The following is an 18,403-nucleotide window of genomic DNA, read 5'->3' on the forward strand; positions in this document are numbered from 1 at the left end:
TTACATTCTCAATAAGAAATTATCTTTGTTTAATCTAGAGGTGTGATATTGCCAGTTTAAGGTCACCACTTCTCGTAATATCTTTTTTAAAGTATCAAAATCACTTGGTTTTTTAATATAAATATTGGCTCCTTGCACAAATGTGTTTTCTACATCTTCTTCTGAGGAGGATGTAGAATAAATGGCAATGGCTATATCATTAAATTTTTCTACTTTCTTTATTTCTAATAAACATTCAAAGCCATTTTTCTTTGGCATGTTTAAATCTAGAAATAGAATGTTTGGCAAAATCGTTTCCGGATGATGCAAAAAATTCATTAATTCTTCACCATCGCAATGTGTGGTAACAACAGTATTAATTTTTAACTCTTCAAAAGCGTCTTCAAAGAAAAGTCGATCATCTTCATCATCATCAGCAAGAGCAATAGTAATGTGGTTTTTTTGCATAATTTATAGGTTAGTTTTTTAATGATTGTACCCTTCGTTTTGCGATAATACGCTGAAAAGCTGAAGGAGTGATTCCGGTAATTTTTTTAAACTGCGTGCTCAAATGGGCCACACTGGAGTAATTGAGTTGATATGCAATTTCAGTTAAAGTCAGTTGGTTGTTGAGAATTAAGTTTTTAGCCAATTCAATTTTCTGTATCATAATGAAATTTTCTATGGAAGTATAGGTAACTTCTGAAAATAAATTAGATAAATAGCCATAACTGTGATTCAATTTTTCTGTAAGATAAACAGAACTCTTAACAGATAAAGGTTCTTCACTATTCACCATTTCTGTAATAGTATCTTTTATTTTTTGTATCAGTATACTTTTTTGATTTTCAATTATTTCAATACCGTATTCCGATAAGGCAGTTGTTATTAGCTCTAATTTTTCATTCGAAATAGTATCTTGTAGTTCAATTTCGCCAAAGCCAATGACCGAAAACTTGAGGTTGAGTGCAGCCAGTTTTTCTTCCACAATTTTTTTCGTTAAAATGGTATAATCAAACTTTAAATATGCTTTCATAGGCAGTTAATATATTGAGTAAAAATAGATAAATCTTTCTGGAAATTAAATAGTTTTGTAGTAATAGTTTTATTTCCTGTAGGATTAATTAGTCTATAATTTTGGATTTTTCTTTTCTCATTTTTTTCCAAATTTTCAATCGTATTCTTGCATTGCTGCGTAAATGTTCATCTAAAGGTTCACCAATTAAAAACCCATAAGGCTTTAATTCAGGAATGGTGTCAAAAATAACTTTTAAACTGGCAACAACCGGAAGGGCTACAATCATTCCGGCAATTCCCCAAAGCATTGAAAACAAAATTATAGAAAGAATGGCAACAAATGCATTGATACTTACTTTGGAACCAGTAACTTTTGGGGTGATGAAATTTCCTTCCAAAAACTGAATAAAGCCAAAAATCGCAATAACCATAATAGGATATAACAAAGAGTCTTTTGTCGCGAGTGCCACAATAGCCGGAAGCAGCGAGCCAATGATGATTCCGATATAAGGAATTAAAAGCAGTAATGCAGCTAAAAAACCAAAGAAAATCGCGTTGTCTATTCCTAAAATTAATAAACCAATCGAGTTCAGAATTCCAACAATTCCCATAACGGTAAACAAACCAATTAAATAGTTTTGTTGAACGTGATATAGTTTACCTAAAATTGTTTTAGCTCGTAAGGTATTGCCGTCTTTTGAAAAAGCCCTGTAAATAAAGCTCTTGAAAAATTTGCGGTAGATTAAAAAGAAAAAGATGTAGAGTGGAATTAATACTACATCGGTGAAGATACTACCCGACATGGTAACAAATTCAATAATATTTGATGAGTTTTCCTTTAAAGTTTCACCAAGATTTATTTTTTTTAAGGATAATTCGCGTTGGTCTATTCCAAAGGTCGATTCAGCTTTAGTGGCTAGGGAATTATAGACATCACTCAATTTGTCTGCATACGTCCCACCTTTATCCATAATGTCTGAAATCTGAAAACCGATAAAAGTGAGTAAGGAAAACACCATCAGTGACAGCAACACAATTGCAAAAATAGCAGAAACCACTCGGTTAAAGTGCCATTTCCGTTCCAGATAAGATACAAAAGGAAAAACAGAAACACTTAGGATAATGGCAATAATAATAGGGACCACTACTGGTTTCAGCACATATAAAACAAAAACCAGACTTATAATAAAAACCAGGTTCTGTGCATAGGAATTTTCATTTTTTGCAGTGGTTATCATACAAAAATTATTGGTTAGATTTAAAAAAGAGGAATTATCACAATTCCTCTTTTCAGTTTAAAGGTACACAATTTTAAAGCTCTTCAATCATTTTCTTCACTTCTTCTTTGGTTTTGCCAACCCTTTGTTGAATTTTTCCGTAAAGTTCATCTTCTTTTCCTTCAACATAAAGCAAATCATCGTCTGTTAAGTCAGCATATTTTTGCTTCAATTTTCCTTTTAACTCGTTCCATTTTCCTTTCATTTCAGTCGTTTCCATGATCGTTTGATTTAAATTAATATACGTTTGTTTTGTACTTACAAATTTACCACCGGTTCATTAGAATGGTGTTACATAATTTTTTCAGATTGTTATATAATTATATGGAAAGTCGTTTTCATCTTTGTAAATTTGCCAAACAACTAACTTTTTTGTCTTGACTACAACACAACTTATTGAACAGATTCATCTGAAAAAATCGTTTTTATGTATTGGTTTAGATGTCGATTTGACTAAAATTCCACAATATCTTCTTCAAACAGAAGATCCGATTTTTGAATTCAACAAAGCCATTATCGATGCAACACATGACGTGTGCGTTTCCTACAAACCCAATACCGCATTTTATGAAGCGTATGGTTTGCAGGGATGGCAATCGCTACAAAAAACAATTGATTATATCAATCAAAATTTCCCTGAAATTTTTACCATTGCCGATGCCAAACGTGGCGATATTGGAAACACTTCATCCATGTATGCTAAAGCTTTTTTAGAAGATTTGAATTTTGATTCCGTCACCGTTGCACCTTATATGGGAAAAGATTCGGTGGAACCATTTTTGGCTTTTGATAATAAGCATACCATTTTATTGGCATTAACATCCAATGAAGGAGCCTTCGATTTTCAAACCAAACTTTCTGATGGGACTGAAATTTATAAACACGTTGTAGAAACTTCAAAGACATGGAAGAACAGTCAAAATTTGATGTACGTAGTCGGAGCCACCAAAGCCGAGTATTTCTCTGAAATCCGGAAAATTGTTCCCGATAGTTTTTTACTTGTTCCCGGAGTTGGAGCACAAGGCGGAAGCTTACAGGAAGTTTGCAAATACGGATTGAATGCAAATGTTGGTTTGCTCATCAATTCTTCACGCGGAATTATTTATGCTTCAAACGAAGAGGATTTTGCGATTAAAGCTAGAGTGGAAGCGTTGAAATTGCAAAAAGAGATGGAAGAAATTTTGAAATAGAAATCAAAAATGATTTACATCGACCAAATAGAAACTGAACATACATTTGAGACCACTCCCAAACGCATTGTTTCCCTCGTTCCTTCGCAAACCGAATTGTTATATGATTTAGGTTTGGAAGATTCCATTGTGGGCATCACAAAATTTTGTGTTCATCCCTCTCATTTTAAGGCAACCAAGCAAATCGTTGGCGGAACAAAAACAATCAAATTCAAGAAAATACTTGCTTTAAAACCCGATCTTGTTATTTGCAACAAAGAAGAAAACACCAAAGAAATAGTAGAAGAATTAAGTCTAATTTGTCCGGTTTGGGTAACAGATATTGTTACGATTCAAGATAATTTGCAAATGATTTCCGATTTTGGTCAGCTCTTCAACAAACGCACGGAAGCTCAAAAATGGGTGGATAAAATCAATTTTGCCTACAACGATTTTCAACACTTTGTCAAAGAAAAACCCATTCGAAAAACAGCTTATTTCATTTGGGCAAATCCGTATATGGTAGCCGGAAAAGAAACGTTTATCAATGAAATGCTATTGTTAAATCATTTTCAGAATATTTACCAGGAAAAAGGACGTTATCCTGAAATTGAATTGGAGAAAATGCGACAAGAGGGCGACCCCGAGATTGTTTTTTTATCCTCAGAACCATTTCCATTCAAAGACAGTCATGCTTTTGAAATTGGACGATGTACGCATCATGCCAAAACCATTTTTGTAGATGGAGAAATGTTTTCTTGGTATGGTAGCCGAATCCTAAAAGCCTTTGATTATTTTAAAAAAATACATGAACAACTATAGTTCAACCTCTTCTAATACGAGGGTTTCCCTTTTTTCAGTTTAAACATTTTCCGGTTTTTCAGCACTAGGTTGCTTTTTGTTTTTCAAGAAGTTTGAAAATTCTTCCTTTAAAAACTGTAATTCTTTATTTTCTTTAAATACGCCTTTCATGGGGGTGAAGTTTTATTTTAGCAAAGATACATTATTGAAACATTAAATTTTCATTAAGATTTGTTAAGATTGCAATTGTAGATAAAATGACTATTTTTGTTGAAAATCAAAATTTAGTGATTGCTTATACTATTTACAACAATAATTCCAGTTCAGAATGGGTAACTTTTGTGCATGGAGCGGGAGGAAGCTCTTCCATTTGGTTCAAACAAATTAGGGAGTTTCAAAAACATTTTAATGTTTTGTTACTGGATTTAAGGGGTCACGGTGATTCCAAACCCAATTTAAAAAACGGATTCAAACAAAAATATACCTTCAAATCCATCGCTCAAGATGTGTATGAAGTAATCGAGCATTTAAAAATTGAATCTTCGCATTTTGTGGGAATATCACTCGGAACGATTGTGATTAGACAATTGGCAGAAATGCATCCTACTAAAGTAAAATCCATGATTATGGGTGGAGCCATTTTAAAAATGAATTTCCGCTCACAAATTCTCATGAAACTCGGAAATATTTTTAAATACGTTTTACCTTATTTAGTGCTCTATCGCTTTTTTGCTTTTGTGATCATGCCCAAGAAAAATCACAAACAATCGCGATTACTTTTTATCAACGAAGCCAAAAAATTATACCAAAAAGAATTCATCAAATGGTTTAAATTAACAGCCGAAATAAATCCCGTACTAAAATGGTTTCGTCAAGTCGAAATCAATATTCCAACACTTTATGTGATGGGTGAAGAAGATTACATGTTCCTGCCTTCCGTTCGTCAAGTAGTGGAAAAACACTATAAAACGGCAGAATTATTTGTGATAGAAAATTGTGGACACGTAGTAAATGTGGAGCAACCACTTCAGTTCAATTCTGCGGTTATTTCATTCGTTCAGTCTAAAGCATAAAAAAAAGTCAGCGGTCTCAATCACTGACTTTCTTTTAACTAACTAACTCTAACCAAACAAACCTTAAATTTATACTGCAAATATCGGCAGAAAAAGTAGAACGTTGTGTTAAGCATTTGTTATATATATGTTATTGATTATTAAATTTTTAGATCCGTCAAAAAACCCATCACCCATCACCATTCACCCATCACCTTATTTATTATCCTGCATCGCAAAAACCCGCTTTAATAAATCCGAACTTCTCGCACTCAAATTCGTTCGAATCTCTTTTTCTTCCACAGCCACCATTTTAAACACACCTTCCATGGCTTTGTTGGTAGTATAATCTGTTAAATCCGGATTAACTTTTGTAACCAACGGAATCGAATTATATTTTGTAATGATGTTGGTCCAAACTTTATCGGCACCCACTTTTGCAAACGAATTTTTAATCACCGGATTAAATTTTGAATACAACGCGTTCGAAGTCGTGTTCTGCAAATAGGAAGTGGCCGCTGTCTGATTTCCCATTAAAATAGTCTTTGCATCATTAAACGTCATTTGTTTCACGGCATCCACAAAAATCGGAGTCGCTTCTTTCACCGCATCTTCCGCAGCACGGTTCAACACTTTCAAACCTTCATCAGCCAAACTCGATAAACCCATCGCACGTAGCCTCGAATCCACCATTTTTAACTCATCCGGAAGCAAAATTTTAACCGCCTCATTTTTAAAAAAGCCATCCGTTTTGGTCAGTTTCGACACTTGTTTGTCAATGCCATTGTTCAACGCTTCCTTCAACCCATTGGCAATATCAGCATTTCCGAGGATTCCACCGGTTTGAGGAAGTTGATTGGCAATTTGTTGCATTTCTGCACAACTAAAAAAGGTAAAGGCACACAAAAACAAAATCGTTTTTTTCATAGTAGAGTAAATTTATATCCCAAAAGTAAGCAAATAGCATGCCTTTTCCATCCGCACTAAGTTTTTTTTAAGAAGCTATTCCCGCTTTCCGTTCCAAGCTTTTTTGTCTTGTTGTTTTTTTCTAAGGCAAAAAAAGAGCTTCCGTTGGTCGCTTTTTTTTAGCCAAGAAAAAATACAACAATCCTGCAAAAGGCTTTCCATTGCAATCGGGGCTAGGGGAGCAGAGTTAAAAAGAAGTTTCAGGTTTCAAGTTTCAGGTTGATGCGTCCATTTTTCAGTTTCATAAACTTTGTGCTTTAATTTCTTTGTGGCAAAAAAAGTCTCAGTGTTCAAATTAATGAAATTGTTAGCCAAATAAATCCGTTAAAATCGCACATAGCGAAGCTATCAAAATCCGTTAAAATCTGCGTTTAGCTTTAGCTAATCCGTTCAATCCGTGTTCCAATTAAGAGTTTCCAGAAACTTTGTGCCTTAATTTCTTCGTGGCAAAAAGAAGTTTCAAGTTTCAGGTTTCAAGTTTCAGGTTGATGCGTCCATTTTTCAGTTTCATAAACTTTGTGCCTTAATTTCTTTGTGGCAAAAAAAGTCTCAGTGTTCAAATTAATGAAATTGTTAGCCAAATGAATCCGTTAAAATCCCACATAGCGAAGCTATCAAAATCCGTTAAAATCTGCGTTTAGCTTTAGCTAATCCGTTCAATCCGTGTTCCAATTAAGAGTTCCCAAAAGCTTCGTGCCTTTCCAACTTCGTGGCAAAACCGAAACAAATAATCCCTCCAATTTTTAAAATCTGTGTTCAAAATAACCGACAACAGAAAACCGACAACAGAAAACAAAAAAACCGCTATTGTTTTTTATTAATTCCGTAAATTGCACCCTCAAAAACATCATTTTTTTATCAATGGAACAAGCAACTCCTTATATTCCTAAAAATAAAGTAAGAATTGTAACAGCCGCATCCCTTTTCGACGGGCACGATGCTGCTATCAATATTATGCGTCGTATTATTCAATCCACCGGCGTAGAAGTCATTCACCTTGGTCACGACCGAAGTGTAGAAGAAGTCGTTAACACTGCTATTCAAGAAGATGCCAATGCAATTGCGATGACATCCTACCAAGGTGGTCACAACGAATATTTCAAATACATGCACGATTTGCTCAAAGAAAAAGGAGCGGGTCATATCAAAATATTTGGCGGTGGAGGAGGCGTAATCCTTCCCGAAGAAATCAAAGACCTTCATGCTTACGGAATAACAAGAATTTATTCTCCCGATGACGGCCGTGCGATGGGTTTACAAGGAATGATTAATGATTTAGTGCAGCAATCCGATTACCCCATTGGCGATAATTTGAATGGTGAAGCCAATCACTTGGAAGAAAAAAATCCAAGAGCTATCGCAAGAGTGATTTCCGCCGCAGAGAATTTCCCTGATATCGCAAAAGAAACGCTCGATGCCATTCACAAGAAAAATGAAACCTCCAAAATTCCCGTTCTCGGAATCACCGGAACCGGTGGAGCCGGAAAATCATCATTAGTAGATGAATTAGTTCGTCGTTTTCTAATCGATTTCCCTGAAAAAACAATCGGATTAATTTCCGTAGATCCATCCAAAAGAAAAACAGGTGGAGCGTTGTTGGGCGACAGAATCCGGATGAACGCCATCAATAATCCACGCGTTTACATGCGTTCGTTGGCTACACGTCAATCCAATTTAGCGTTATCAAAATATGTTGCTGAAGCCATTCAAGTGCTCAAAGCAGCAAAATACGACATCATTATCCTCGAAACTTCCGGAATTGGTCAAAGTGATACCGAAATCATTGAACATTCCGATGTTTCGTTATATGTAATGACTCCCGAATTCGGTGCTGCAACGCAATTAGAAAAAATCGATATGCTTGATTTTGCTGATTTAGTTGCTATCAACAAATTCGATAAAAGAGGTTCACTCGATGCTCTTCGCGATGTCAAAAAACAATACCAACGCAACCATAATTTGTGGGATGCCGATTTAGATTCACTTCCCGTTTTCGGAACAATTGCTTCGCAGTTTAATGATCCGGGAATGAACACACTTTACAAAAAAGTGATGGACAAAATCGTTGAAAAAACCGAAGCTGATTTACAATCTACCTTTGAAATCACACGTGAAATGAGCGAGAAAATCTTCGTCATTCCGCCACATAGAACCCGCTATCTTTCTGAAATTTCAGAGAATAACCGCAAGTATGACGAAACAGTTCTTTCACAAGTAGATGTCGCTCAAAAATTATACGGAATTTATAAAACCATCGAATCGGTTGGTCATATCAATGCTTTAGGGTTAACCAAATTCGGAATCAACGAAGAACAACTTCAAAACGCTGAATCAACCACCAATAAAGAATTTTTAAGTTTATTGACCAAAGAATTCGACCGAGTAAAAATGAACTTCGACCCATTCAACTGGGAAATCATTTTAACGTGGGACGAAAAAGTAAATAAATACAAAAACCCGGTTTACAGTTTTAAAGTTCGTGACAAAGTCATTAATATAGATACGCATACCGAATCCCTTTCGCATTCGCAAATACCAAAAGTGGCGTTGCCAAAATACCAAGCCTGGGGCGATATTTTAAAATGGAATTTACAGGAAAATGTGCCCGGAGAATTCCCTTTTGCATCAGGACTTTACCCGTTCAAACGAGAAGGCGAAGATCCATCCAGAATGTTTGCCGGAGAAGGCGGACCGGAGCGAACCAACAAACGTTTTCACTACGTGAGTGCAGGTTTACCCGCCAAACGTTTGTCAACGGCGTTTGACTCGGTGACCTTATACGGAAACGACCCCGATTTGCGTCCGGATATTTACGGAAAAATTGGTAATGCCGGGGTTTCCATTTGCTGTTTAGACGATGCTAAAAAATTATATTCCGGTTTCGATTTGAGTCATCCGATGACTTCGGTGAGTATGACCATAAACGGTCCGGCTCCGATGTTGCTTGGCTTTTTTATGAATGCTGCCATCGATCAGAACTGTGAAAAATACATCATCGAAAATAATTTACAAGTTGAGGTTGAAGAAAAAATCAACGAAATTTATAAGAAAAAAGGATTCGAAATACCAAGATATAATGGCGAACTTCCGGAAGGAAATAACGGTTTAGGCTTGATGTTATTAGGCGTAACCGGAGACCAAGTGTTGCCGCAAGACGTGTACCAAGACATCAAAATTAAAACCTTAGCACAAGTTCGCGGAACCGTTCAAGCCGACATTTTAAAAGAAGATCAGGCACAAAACACCTGTATTTTCTCCACCGAATTCGCTCTTCGATTGATGGGCGACGTGCAGGAATATTTCATTCAAAAGAATGTGCGTAATTTCTATTCGGTTTCCATTTCGGGTTATCACATTGCAGAAGCAGGAGCAAACCCCATCACGCAATTAGCGTTCACGTTGTCGAATGGTTTCACTTATGTGGAATATTATTTGAGTCGTGGCATGAACATCAACGATTTCGGACCGAATTTATCCTTCTTTTTCTCCAACGGAATCGATCCGGAATATGCCGTGATTGGCCGTGTGGCGAGAAAAATTTGGGCAAAAGCCTTAAAAAATAAATACGGAGCAAACGAAAGAGCTCAGATGCTGAAATACCATATTCAAACGTCCGGACGTTCGTTGCATGCACAGGAAATTGATTTTAATGACATCCGAACCACGTTGCAAGCCTTGTATGCCATTTACGACAACTGTAACTCGTTGCACACAAATGCGTATGACGAAGCCATTACCACACCAACCGAAGAATCCGTTCGTCGTGCAATGGCAATCCAATTGATTATCAACAAAGAATTAGGTTTAGCCAAAAACGAAAACCCAATTCAAGGTTCGTTCATCATTGAAGAATTAACCGATTTAGTGGAAGATGCCGTCTTACAAGAATTCGACCGAATCACTGAACGTGGTGGCGTTTTAGGTGCAATGGAAACAATGTACCAACGTTCCAAAATTCAAGAAGAATCGTTGTATTATGAAACCTTAAAACACAATGGCGATTTCCCAATCATTGGGGTAAATACGTTTTTAAGTTCAAAAGGTTCGCCAACAGTAGTGCCAAGAGAAGTAATTCGTGCCACCGAAGACGAAAAACAATTTCAAATTAAAACCTTAGAAACTTTACATCAATTGCACGAGCAAAAAGTGAACGAACAACTAAATGGTTTACAAGAAGCCGCCATTAAAAACCAAAACATTTTTGAACGGTTGATGGAAGCCACCAAATATTGCTCGTTAGGTCAAATTACGAGTGCGTTGTTTGAAGTGGGAGGGCAGTATAGGAGGAATATGTAGTTTAACTTTATATGATTTAAAAGGACGACGGGAGTTGTCCTTTTTTTTGTTTGTGCTAATACGAGGCTGTGTCATTTCGACGATAGGAGAAATCACATAACGTGAACAAATTATGTGATTTCTCCTGCGTCGAAATGACACAATAGGTATTAGATAGGTAATTTCCAATTCAACATCAGTTTAATTGTATTTGTTTTTAATTCAGTAAAACCTTCGGTAAAAAAAGTTTGATTTTTAGTAATATTAGCAAGACCTATTTCATTTCTTAAATCAATAGTAATTTGATGATTACTCAGGTTAAATTGATAACCAAGTGCAATTAAAAGCCCATAATCGCTATTTTGAATAATATTGTTGATTGGAAAAGGATTAATCATTTCACTTGTCTGATTAACCTTAGTTTCACTTTTTACATCTAATAAATAATTATAAAATCCTCCGGCATTTATATTTAGTCTGTTGTTTTTTCCAAAATAATATCTTGCAAAGACCGGTATACTAATATAATTGAACTTTATTCTATTTTTTGCAGTAAATTCAGATGGATTTCCAAAATCATCGGGTATTCCAAATCTTTCAGACTCCATTATTTTATTATCATAATTTACATTCGATAATAGTGAGATTTTTTCACTGACTTTAATTTCAAATGATATTCCAACAGAATAACTTAATTTTCCATCATATTTATCAAAGAACTCCTCTTGTTTTAAATCAAGTAGATTTGTGCCTATATTTAAGCCAAATTTTACATTATCGCTAACGAAACTTTGTGCGAAGCTTTGATAAGATATAAAGGTAAAAAATAAAAAACTAATTATGATTTTTTTCATATTTTAAAGTTTAGTACCGGTTTGTGACTTTGCTTTTCGTAGGGCATAACAGCGTGATTAAAAATTAAGTAGACTTCGTTTTGCTTGGATTATTATTCGCTTCGAAGTCAGAGACATTCGAAGAGCAGCGTGTTATAATACTGCTATTAATGACTTTTATTCAGACTTCGTGGAGTTGTTGTAATTACTTCAACCACACGAAAGGATTCGTGCCGCAGCGGCTGAGAATGCAAACCAATGCAAATTCACATTACTAATTATTAATCTCTTTTTCTTTGCGTAAACTATTCTTTAAACCGATTAAGCCACAAACCATAAGTACAAATAAAGCTCCACAAATAATATAATTATTCATTCCATATTTATCGAAATCAGTTTTTTGAGTGTACGAGATTAATATAATAATAGGACCAACAATAAGCATTATTGCAGCATTTTTCTGTGATTTTATTTTTCTGCTTTTTTCGTTATTCATTTTGTAGTTCTTAAGTTTTGATTGATTTTAAATTGGAGCTAACTTTCATGTAATCAATAATTAATCATTTTATCAACATTTATAATTTTAGAGGTATCGCTATGCTTAATTTAATTACGTTTTATTTTTTTACTAAAATACTAAAAATTTTCTCACTTTACTATTTCCTTATAAAATTAGCAAAACCAAAACCCTTTTACCAAGTCATAAAACTCAATAAAGGGGTTATATATAAAAAGTAAGAACGTTCACCAATCAACCTACACAAACAAATTCGCATTCGGTTCTTTAATCGAATTAACCATTATAATTATCGGTTCCGAAGAAAAAAACACTAAAAGCTCTGCATTAAAAAATTTCATAGGTCCAGTCATTTTTTAAAATGAAAAACAATTGTATAGTAAGTTTAGGATTAAAAATTATAGTTGTCTAACTATAATAGGATTTATTTATTAATCTGTATAGTTATTTTAGGACGAGTCAGGACGAGTCAAGGACGGGTCAACTGTATAGATACAGTATTGATACAGTATGGATAAAGTATGGATAGTGTATGAATAAAGCATCAATCGTGACAGATTTTCTAGATCCTCAATTGCCCTTCAACTAAAGTCTTCTTAAATTACACTCTAGGCTTTGATTCATTTAAGTAATCGCTAAATAAAAGAATAGGGCAAAGAAACCCTTAGTCACTCTTTATTTAGGTTATCTCAACGTAAGCTGAATGCTCTGTGCAAAGATGAAAGTAACAACCCCTTCACTAAGCTATAAAACTTAATAAAGGGGTTATATATAAAAAGTAAGAACGTTAACCAATCAACCTACACAAACAAATTCGCATTCGGCTCTTTGATCGAATTCACCATCGTGATAATCGGTTCCGAAGACAAAAACTCTAAAAGCTCTGCGTTAAATAGTTCCGGTTGCTCCATATTGGATAAATGTCCGGCATTATTAATCACTTTCAACGTCGAGTCTTTAATGTGTTTATTCATAAATTCGGATTGTTCCAAAGGGGTCACTTCATCTTCACGGCCACAAATAATCAACGTAGGAACAGCAATTTTTTCCAAAGAGGAACGCGTTTCCGTTCGGGTTGCCAACGCTTTCAAACCGGCTGTTATGACTTCCGGTGTATTGGCCAAAATATCGGCATTTATTTTTCCTACTAATTGTTTTTTCGTCGAATAAGTGTCATCAGCAAAAAGCGAGTCCAAAAACGTAGCCGAGAATTTCGACGTTCCGTTTTTCTCAATTTCTTCAATTGTTTTATACCGTTTTGCTTTTTGTTCCAAAGTGTCGGCAACACAGTTTGTATCACATAAAATTAGTGCTGCAAAACGTTCCGGAAAGCGTGTAATCGCATTTAATGCCACAAATCCGCCCATTGAAAGTCCGCAAATAATCACTTGTCGCAATTTCAACGCATTCAAAAAACCAATCAAATCATCTGCCAATACATCCATACTTAATTCCGAACCATCATTTGACGACTGTCCGAAACTTCTAAAATCTAACGAGATAAAACGATGCGTATCCTTAAAGGTTGCCAATTGGTTATCCCACATCGACTTATTAAATGGAAAACCGTGTAAAAAAACAACCGGAATTTTTCCAATTCCCACATCGTTATAGGATAATTTGATGTTATTGACTTCGATTGTGCTATTGATATTTGAATTAGACTTTTCCATAACAAATGTGTTTAAAATTATAACCATAAAGGTCGATTAAATTTTAACTTTTGCGTTATAAGATTAAGTGATATCATTACATAATTTACACCATCAGAATGCCTATTTTTGTGTAAACTTTTTTACATGGATTCACTCAGTCAAATCGTTCTCGGTGCCGCAGTCGGAAACCAAGTGCTCGGCAAAAAGATCGGCAACAAAGCTATTCTTTACGGAGCTATCATTGGAACGATGCCCGATTTGGATGTGCTTTATGGAGAGTTTTTAGATCCGTTAACCGCCACAGATATTCATCGTGGCTTTAGTCATTCCACTATGTTTTTTATTTTTCTTTCTCCCATTTTAGGATGGATTTTACAAAAAGTAGAACATAAACAGAAAGTGAATTTCAAAGAAGCAACATTGTGCTCCTATTTAATTTTACAGACACATGCATTGCTGGATTTGTTTACTACATGGGGAACCCAGCTACTTTGGCCGTTGGAAACACGATTTTCATTGCAATCTATTTTTGTAATTGATCCGCTTTATACCTTGCCTTTTTTGTTCTTGCTAATTCTTTCGATGAAGAAAAAGAAACAAGATCCAAAAAGAATGTTTTGGAACAGAACCGCTTTGATTGTGAGTACGTCTTATTTGTTTTTCACCCTAATCGTTCAAGCCATTGCCTTGCAAAAATTTGAAAAACAATTGGAACAAAACAAAATTAGTTACCAAGAAATTGTGGTAAAACCATCGCCGTTCAACATTATTTTATGGACAACCAATGTCAAAGTGGATAACGGCTATTACATTGGCGATTATTCTTTTTTTGATACAAAACCCATTCAATTTCAATTCATTCCTACGCAAAAAGAATTGATAAGTAACATTGAAGATGCCGCCGTAATCATTCAATTAAAAAGAATCTCCGAAGGTTGGTACTGCATTACTGAAAAGGAAGAACAACTACTTTTTAACGATTTGCGGTTTGGTGTGATGAATGCGGATAAAAACGACATGCAGTTTTCGTTCAGTTACCATATCACTGAAGAAAACGGGGAAGTCAAAGCGGTGGAATTACCCAATAAAAACCGAAAAGAAGCGAAGAAATTGTTGGGGAAACTTTGGGTGAGGATGTGGGGGAATTGATTATTTTGCACCTCTAAACTTAGCATACCTTTTTTCCATCTCCTGCTCAATTCCTGTGCTATCACCAAATCCACGAGTTTTATTTAATATTTCTTCATAATTTGGATGCAATCCACCCTCGCAAATAATAGTATGTAAATCATTTTCCAACACCTTTACACCACGTTGATAAATATGAATTAGCAACGCACTAGTGTTATAAGTTTCAATACTATTTCTTCCTCGAATGTAATTATAACCAATTAATCTTTCATTAGGAAATCCGTATTTATCTGTCAACTTATCAAAATCTAAAAGAATTTCATAAGATCCATCAATTAATTCTTGTAATGACATTTCAATTTTTTTCTCTCTCCATTCGTGATTTTTATCATTGAATTTTTTATCACGTTCAATCAATGCTACTAATTCTTCCCTTAATTCAGGTTTAAAATTCTGATTATAATAATCGGAATAAGTTTTAAAATCAGATGCAAATTTATCAAACCATTTAAAAGATTTTAGTTTAACAAAGTACCTGAAAGGAACACCTCCTTTTGCTAATTGAATGGAAATTTTTTCAGACCATTCATTATTTTTATTTTTTTGGGCAATTAATAAAGCTAAATTTAAGTCTTTACCTAACGGAAAATCTACTTTTGAAAAAGCAAGTTTCAGTTTATTCTCAGCTTCTTTATATTTCTTGTTATTATAATCTTTAGTTGCAGCACTTATCAAAGGATAGTATTCAGCGTATTTACAATTTTGAGCAAACAAAAATTGTATAGAAATTATAAAAGAAAGTACAATGAGAACTTTTTTCATGTTTTTCATTTTACTGCATAAACCTCACCTCACTAATCTTACCATCCGTAATCGTATACATCGCAATCGCATAAACTTTAGGTTCCGATTTCATAAAAACAACTTCTTCATGGTCGATGACTTTGTTATTCAACACAATTCGATTGACCAATTTGCAATGTAAATCGGGTAATTGATTAAACATAGAGGTATATTCTTCTCGCATCTTAGCTTTACCTTCATATAAAAGTTGATCCGGAAAAGTATATACTTTTACATTTTCACTATAAGGTTTTAAAAAAGCTTCGATATCTCTTTTATTATAACCGTCCAATTGTTCTTGGGCTAGGGCGGTGGCTTCTTTTTCTATGGCAACTTTGTCTTGGGCAATTCCATAAGAAATAGTGAAAAATACGAAAGTAATCAAAAGTAAATTTTTCATAGTAAAGATTTAATTAGTTAGTGGTTTCATTTTCATCACCATTAAACTTCCGCACAATCGCCTTCAACTTCTCTTTTCTTGCCATTTCCTTCTCTTTCTTTTTGGCTTGCTCTTTGTGCAACTTATCGTTGTGAATTTTGATGTTTTTCGGATTATTTCTGCCCATCTTTCAGTAGTTTATCAATTTTTACATACCCAATTTCTAAAACATCCTCTTGATTAGAATCGGATTTCGAAATTTTCAATTGGAATTTTTCTTTAAATTGTGGAGACAAAATATCTTCAATTTCATGAATATCATCCACATCTACGCCATATTTATCGTCAATGTGTGAGGTGGAACCTTTAAATCCACAATGTTTATAAAACGTAGTCGCTTTTGCTTTTTTAATGGCTTCGGCTTTGTTTTGGGCAACGGTTAATACTTTATAATGGTATTCTTCAAATTCATTTTCTTTATAACCACCAAGGTTAATGAAAAATAATTTTTCATTGTTGCGTAACTTTTCCTCACGGGAAACCACTTCAATTGTATAACCATCAATGCAAGTCACTTTTCGCCATGCATCAATGTGAATTCTGCCTTTCGCTTCCGGCCAAAAGTCTTTCATATTGGGAACTAATTCTTTCAAATTTTGTCCAATTCCAAAAAAAATATCGTGTTGTTCGGTCAATCTCCCGGGCGGAGTGGCTCCTAGCATGACCATAAAAAGCGTCTGATTTTCTTCCATCTTTCAAAAGTAAGAAAAATAAAATTAGGGCAAATCATTCAAAAAAGATAACTTTGGCACAAGTATTGGTTAGAAATAACTATCGTTAATCATTAAAAAAAATAGACGTATGAAAAAATTTACATTCATTTTAGTGTTAATCGGGATGATAACATTACAAAGTTGCGAAGGTCCTCAAGGTCCTCCGGGAAGAGATGGGTTTAGTGTTGAAGCGGAGGTATTTGAAGTAACAACAAATTTTGGACCTCAAAATGATTATAGTAGGTTTATTAACTTAAATCCACCAATTTTAGCCTCAGATGTAGTCCTGGTTTATGTGCTTTGGGAGGTTGATGGCGGCACACCAATTTGGCGATTGATGCCGCAAACTGTTCAACTTTTTGAAGGTGATTTACAATATAACTATGATTTTACTCGCTTTGATGTCAATATCTTTTTGAGTTCCTTAGACTTTAATTTAGGTATTTTAGGGCCAGAATGGACTCAAAATCAAAGGTTCAGAATCGTAATTATCCCGGGTTACTTCTCAGGAAGAATGGATTTCAGAAACTATGAGCAAGTAATGGCAATGAATGGTTTAACCGAAGCCGATGTAAAACCAATCAGTGCACGTCAATAATTCTAAATAAATTTTTAAAAGGTCTTTCATAGACCTTTTTTTATGCCTACTATTTGCCTAATTTTGCAACACATTTTTATAAGTTATTATGGATTTTCTATTTATCATTCTCGGTTTAGTTCTTCTCGTTTTTGGTGGCGATTGGTTGCTCAAAGCTGCAGTCGGAATGTCACTTCGCCTCAATATTTCCAAAATCGTAATCGGGATGACCGTGGTTTCATTTGCTACTTCTGCACCGGAACTAATTGTGAGTGTCAAATCGGCTATGGCTGGTTTTCCGGATATTGCTCTCGGAAACGTAGTCGGTTCTAACATTGCTAATATTGGTCTGATTCTCGGATTGGTGATGATTATCAGTAAAATGAAAGTAGATACCTCCTTCTTTAAAACCGATTGGCCTGCCATGATTGTAGCTTCTTTTCTGCTTTTCGGAGTACTTTTATACGATGGAGAAATTAGTAGAACAGAAGGATTTATCTTTTTTTTCTTAATCATCGCTTTTGTGGTTTACCTTGTCAAATCACAAAAAAAGAAAGAAGAAATAGAAATTCCACTCGAAAAAACCATGGAAATGTACAAAATTATGGGATTTTTGGTCGTAGGTGGTGCGGCTCTTTATGGGGGTTCCGAGTTTTTAATTAAAGGAGCTGTTAATGTTGCCCAAGCATTTGGTGTTTCAGATCGAGTTATCGCCGTAACCGTTGTAGCAGTGGGAACAAGCATTCCCGAACTCGCCGCATCGCTCATCGCCGCCATCAAAAAAGAAAGTTCCATTTCCATCGGAAACGTGTTGGGTTCAAACATATTTAATATTTTGTCTGTACTTGGTATTACCGCCATTATCCATCCTATAAAATTAGTCGACAACCGTCTTATCACCTTCGATATTTATTGGATGCTCGGCTTTTCACTTATACTTTTACCATTAGTATTGCTGCCACAAAAAGGCTTCCTCGATCGCAAAGCGGGTGTCATTTTACTCGGTAGTTACATTCTGTTTGTCTATCTCACGTTTGCCTGATTTTTTTCAGGAGCTATTCCGGCTATCCGCTGCAACTCCTCGGCCTAAAAGCTATTTTTCTATAACTTTTTCGCGGCTTCTTTGGTCGCCCCAAAAAGCCAAGAAAAAGTAGCTTTT

19 protein-coding genes are annotated in these 18,403 nt (G+C 35.0%); 7 read left to right on the forward strand and 12 right to left on the reverse strand.

Annotation, left to right across the window (positions count from 1 at the left end; translation table 11 throughout):
* The 4 genes from B0I10_RS14365 to B0I10_RS14380 form a co-directional block, all read right to left on the reverse strand.
* A complete protein-coding gene (locus B0I10_RS14365; protein ID WP_112087211.1) occupies window positions 1–447 on the reverse strand; it encodes a response regulator in 447 nt (148 codons plus the stop codon).
* A gap of 10 nt (window positions 448–457) precedes the next feature.
* Window positions 458–1,015, reverse strand: a complete 558-nt coding sequence (locus tag B0I10_RS14370) for a helix-turn-helix domain-containing protein (protein WP_112087212.1) — start codon at window positions 1,013–1,015, stop codon at window positions 458–460.
* A gap of 88 nt (window positions 1,016–1,103) precedes the next feature.
* Window positions 1,104–2,234 (reverse strand): AI-2E family transporter, encoded by a 1,131-nt coding sequence (locus tag B0I10_RS14375; protein ID WP_112087213.1) that lies wholly within the window; start codon window positions 2,232–2,234, stop codon window positions 1,104–1,106.
* Between the two features lie 73 nt (window positions 2,235–2,307).
* The gene (locus B0I10_RS14380) at window positions 2,308–2,493 is read right to left on the reverse strand and encodes a CsbD family protein (RefSeq protein WP_112087214.1); all 186 of its coding nucleotides are present in this window, start codon (window positions 2,491–2,493) and stop codon (window positions 2,308–2,310) included.
* A 157-nt stretch (window positions 2,494–2,650) separates the two neighbouring features.
* Between B0I10_RS14380 and pyrF the strand changes: the two genes are divergently transcribed.
* From pyrF to B0I10_RS14395, 3 genes are all read left to right on the forward strand, one after another.
* Window positions 2,651–3,463, forward strand: coding sequence for an orotidine-5'-phosphate decarboxylase (gene pyrF, locus B0I10_RS14385; protein ID WP_112087215.1), 813 nt, complete (start codon window positions 2,651–2,653; stop codon window positions 3,461–3,463).
* 9 nt (window positions 3,464–3,472) lie between these two features.
* On the forward strand, window positions 3,473–4,264 hold the full coding sequence (locus B0I10_RS14390; protein WP_112087216.1) for an ABC transporter substrate-binding protein: 792 nt from the start codon (window positions 3,473–3,475) through the stop codon (window positions 4,262–4,264).
* A gap of 266 nt (window positions 4,265–4,530) precedes the next feature.
* Entirely contained in the window at window positions 4,531–5,316 is a 786-nt protein-coding gene (locus B0I10_RS14395; RefSeq protein WP_112087271.1) for an alpha/beta fold hydrolase, read from the forward strand.
* A gap of 195 nt (window positions 5,317–5,511) precedes the next feature.
* On the opposite strand, the gene B0I10_RS14400 is transcribed toward B0I10_RS14395, so the two are convergent.
* Window positions 5,512–6,222 carry a DUF4197 domain-containing protein gene (locus B0I10_RS14400; protein WP_112087217.1) on the reverse strand — a complete coding sequence of 237 codons (711 nt, stop codon included), beginning with the start codon at window positions 6,220–6,222 and terminating at the stop codon, window positions 5,512–5,514.
* A gap of 900 nt (window positions 6,223–7,122) precedes the next feature.
* Between B0I10_RS14400 and B0I10_RS14405 the strand changes: the two genes are divergently transcribed.
* Window positions 7,123–10,557 (forward strand): methylmalonyl-CoA mutase family protein, encoded by a 3,435-nt coding sequence (locus B0I10_RS14405; RefSeq protein WP_112087218.1) that lies wholly within the window; start codon window positions 7,123–7,125, stop codon window positions 10,555–10,557.
* Between the two features lie 149 nt (window positions 10,558–10,706).
* Here B0I10_RS14405 and B0I10_RS14410 read toward each other — a convergent pair whose 3' ends face one another.
* From B0I10_RS14410 to B0I10_RS14420, 3 genes are all read right to left on the reverse strand, one after another.
* Window positions 10,707–11,390, reverse strand: a complete 684-nt coding sequence (locus tag B0I10_RS14410; protein WP_112087219.1) for a porin family protein — start codon at window positions 11,388–11,390, stop codon at window positions 10,707–10,709.
* A 253-nt stretch (window positions 11,391–11,643) separates the two neighbouring features.
* Complete coding sequence (locus tag B0I10_RS14415) at window positions 11,644–11,865, reverse strand: hypothetical protein (protein WP_112087220.1); 222 nt, start codon at window positions 11,863–11,865, stop codon at window positions 11,644–11,646.
* Between the two features lie 821 nt (window positions 11,866–12,686).
* Window positions 12,687–13,559, reverse strand: a complete 873-nt coding sequence (locus B0I10_RS14420) for an alpha/beta fold hydrolase (protein WP_112087221.1) — start codon at window positions 13,557–13,559, stop codon at window positions 12,687–12,689.
* 126 nt (window positions 13,560–13,685) lie between these two features.
* Here B0I10_RS14420 and B0I10_RS14425 point away from each other — a divergent pair, with 126 nt between their 5' ends.
* The gene (locus B0I10_RS14425) at window positions 13,686–14,690 is read left to right on the forward strand and encodes a metal-dependent hydrolase (protein WP_112087222.1); all 1,005 of its coding nucleotides are present in this window, start codon (window positions 13,686–13,688) and stop codon (window positions 14,688–14,690) included.
* On the opposite strand, the gene B0I10_RS14430 is transcribed toward B0I10_RS14425, so the two are convergent.
* Genes B0I10_RS14430 through B0I10_RS14440 form a run of 4 tightly spaced genes read right to left on the reverse strand, consistent with a single transcriptional unit; the run spans window position 14,691 to window position 16,646 of the window.
* Window positions 14,691–15,494: a hypothetical protein gene (locus B0I10_RS14430; RefSeq protein ID WP_146740374.1), complete on the reverse strand. Its 804-nt coding sequence runs from the start codon at window positions 15,492–15,494 to the stop codon at window positions 14,691–14,693.
* Window positions 15,495–15,504: 10 nt separating this feature from the next.
* Window positions 15,505–15,915: a nuclear transport factor 2 family protein gene (locus B0I10_RS14435; RefSeq protein WP_112087224.1), complete on the reverse strand. Its 411-nt coding sequence runs from the start codon at window positions 15,913–15,915 to the stop codon at window positions 15,505–15,507.
* A 13-nt stretch (window positions 15,916–15,928) separates the two neighbouring features.
* Window positions 15,929–16,081, reverse strand: a complete 153-nt coding sequence (locus B0I10_RS15710; RefSeq protein ID WP_181456966.1) for a hypothetical protein — start codon at window positions 16,079–16,081, stop codon at window positions 15,929–15,931.
* Entirely contained in the window at window positions 16,068–16,646 is a 579-nt protein-coding gene (locus B0I10_RS14440; protein ID WP_112087225.1) for a DUF1543 domain-containing protein, read from the reverse strand. The genes B0I10_RS15710 and B0I10_RS14440 overlap by 14 nt, the downstream gene beginning before the upstream one ends.
* A 109-nt stretch (window positions 16,647–16,755) precedes the next feature.
* On the opposite strand from B0I10_RS14440, the gene B0I10_RS14445 reads away from it, so the two are divergent.
* Together B0I10_RS14445 and B0I10_RS14450 are read left to right on the forward strand one after the other, a co-directional pair.
* Window positions 16,756–17,265, forward strand: coding sequence for a hypothetical protein (locus tag B0I10_RS14445; protein WP_112087226.1), 510 nt, complete (start codon window positions 16,756–16,758; stop codon window positions 17,263–17,265).
* A gap of 88 nt (window positions 17,266–17,353) precedes the next feature.
* Window positions 17,354–18,286, forward strand: coding sequence for a calcium/sodium antiporter (locus tag B0I10_RS14450; protein WP_112087227.1), 933 nt, complete (start codon window positions 17,354–17,356; stop codon window positions 18,284–18,286).
* Window positions 18,287–18,403 lie beyond the last annotated feature (117 nt).

The sequence above is a fragment of the Flavobacterium lacus genome, from assembly GCF_003268815.1.
GTDB lineage: Bacteria > Bacteroidota > Bacteroidia > Flavobacteriales > Flavobacteriaceae > Flavobacterium > Flavobacterium lacus.

Bases quoted from the DNA above. Each gene is read 5' to 3' on its own strand.
- B0I10_RS14365 (WP_112087211.1), bottom strand. From the start codon at position 447: ATGCAAAAAAACCACATTACTATTGCTCTTGCTGATGATGATGAAGAT.
- B0I10_RS14370 (WP_112087212.1), bottom strand. From the start codon at position 1,015: ATGAAAGCATATTTAAAGTTTGATTATACCATTTTAACGAAAAAAATT.
- B0I10_RS14375 (WP_112087213.1), bottom strand. From the start codon at position 2,234: ATGATAACCACTGCAAAAAATGAAAATTCCTATGCACAGAACCTGGTT.
- B0I10_RS14380 (WP_112087214.1), bottom strand. From the start codon at position 2,493: ATGGAAACGACTGAAATGAAAGGAAAATGGAACGAGTTAAAAGGAAAA.
- B0I10_RS14390 (WP_112087216.1), top strand. From the start codon at position 3,473: ATGATTTACATCGACCAAATAGAAACTGAACATACATTTGAGACCACT.
- B0I10_RS14400 (WP_112087217.1), bottom strand. From the start codon at position 6,222: ATGAAAAAAACGATTTTGTTTTTGTGTGCCTTTACCTTTTTTAGTTGT.
- B0I10_RS14405 (WP_112087218.1), top strand. From the start codon at position 7,123: ATGGAACAAGCAACTCCTTATATTCCTAAAAATAAAGTAAGAATTGTA.
- B0I10_RS14410 (WP_112087219.1), bottom strand. From the start codon at position 11,390: ATGAAAAAAATCATAATTAGTTTTTTATTTTTTACCTTTATATCTTAT.
- B0I10_RS14415 (WP_112087220.1), bottom strand. From the start codon at position 11,865: ATGAATAACGAAAAAAGCAGAAAAATAAAATCACAGAAAAATGCTGCA.
- B0I10_RS14420 (WP_112087221.1), bottom strand. From the start codon at position 13,559: ATGGAAAAGTCTAATTCAAATATCAATAGCACAATCGAAGTCAATAAC.
- B0I10_RS14425 (WP_112087222.1), top strand. From the start codon at position 13,686: ATGGATTCACTCAGTCAAATCGTTCTCGGTGCCGCAGTCGGAAACCAA.
- B0I10_RS14430 (WP_146740374.1), bottom strand. From the start codon at position 15,494: ATGAAAAAAGTTCTCATTGTACTTTCTTTTATAATTTCTATACAATTT.
- B0I10_RS14435 (WP_112087224.1), bottom strand. From the start codon at position 15,915: ATGAAAAATTTACTTTTGATTACTTTCGTATTTTTCACTATTTCTTAT.
- B0I10_RS15710 (WP_181456966.1), bottom strand. From the start codon at position 16,081: ATGGGCAGAAATAATCCGAAAAACATCAAAATTCACAACGATAAGTTG.
- B0I10_RS14440 (WP_112087225.1), bottom strand. From the start codon at position 16,646: ATGGAAGAAAATCAGACGCTTTTTATGGTCATGCTAGGAGCCACTCCG.
- B0I10_RS14445 (WP_112087226.1), top strand. From the start codon at position 16,756: ATGAAAAAATTTACATTCATTTTAGTGTTAATCGGGATGATAACATTA.
- B0I10_RS14450 (WP_112087227.1), top strand. From the start codon at position 17,354: ATGGATTTTCTATTTATCATTCTCGGTTTAGTTCTTCTCGTTTTTGGT.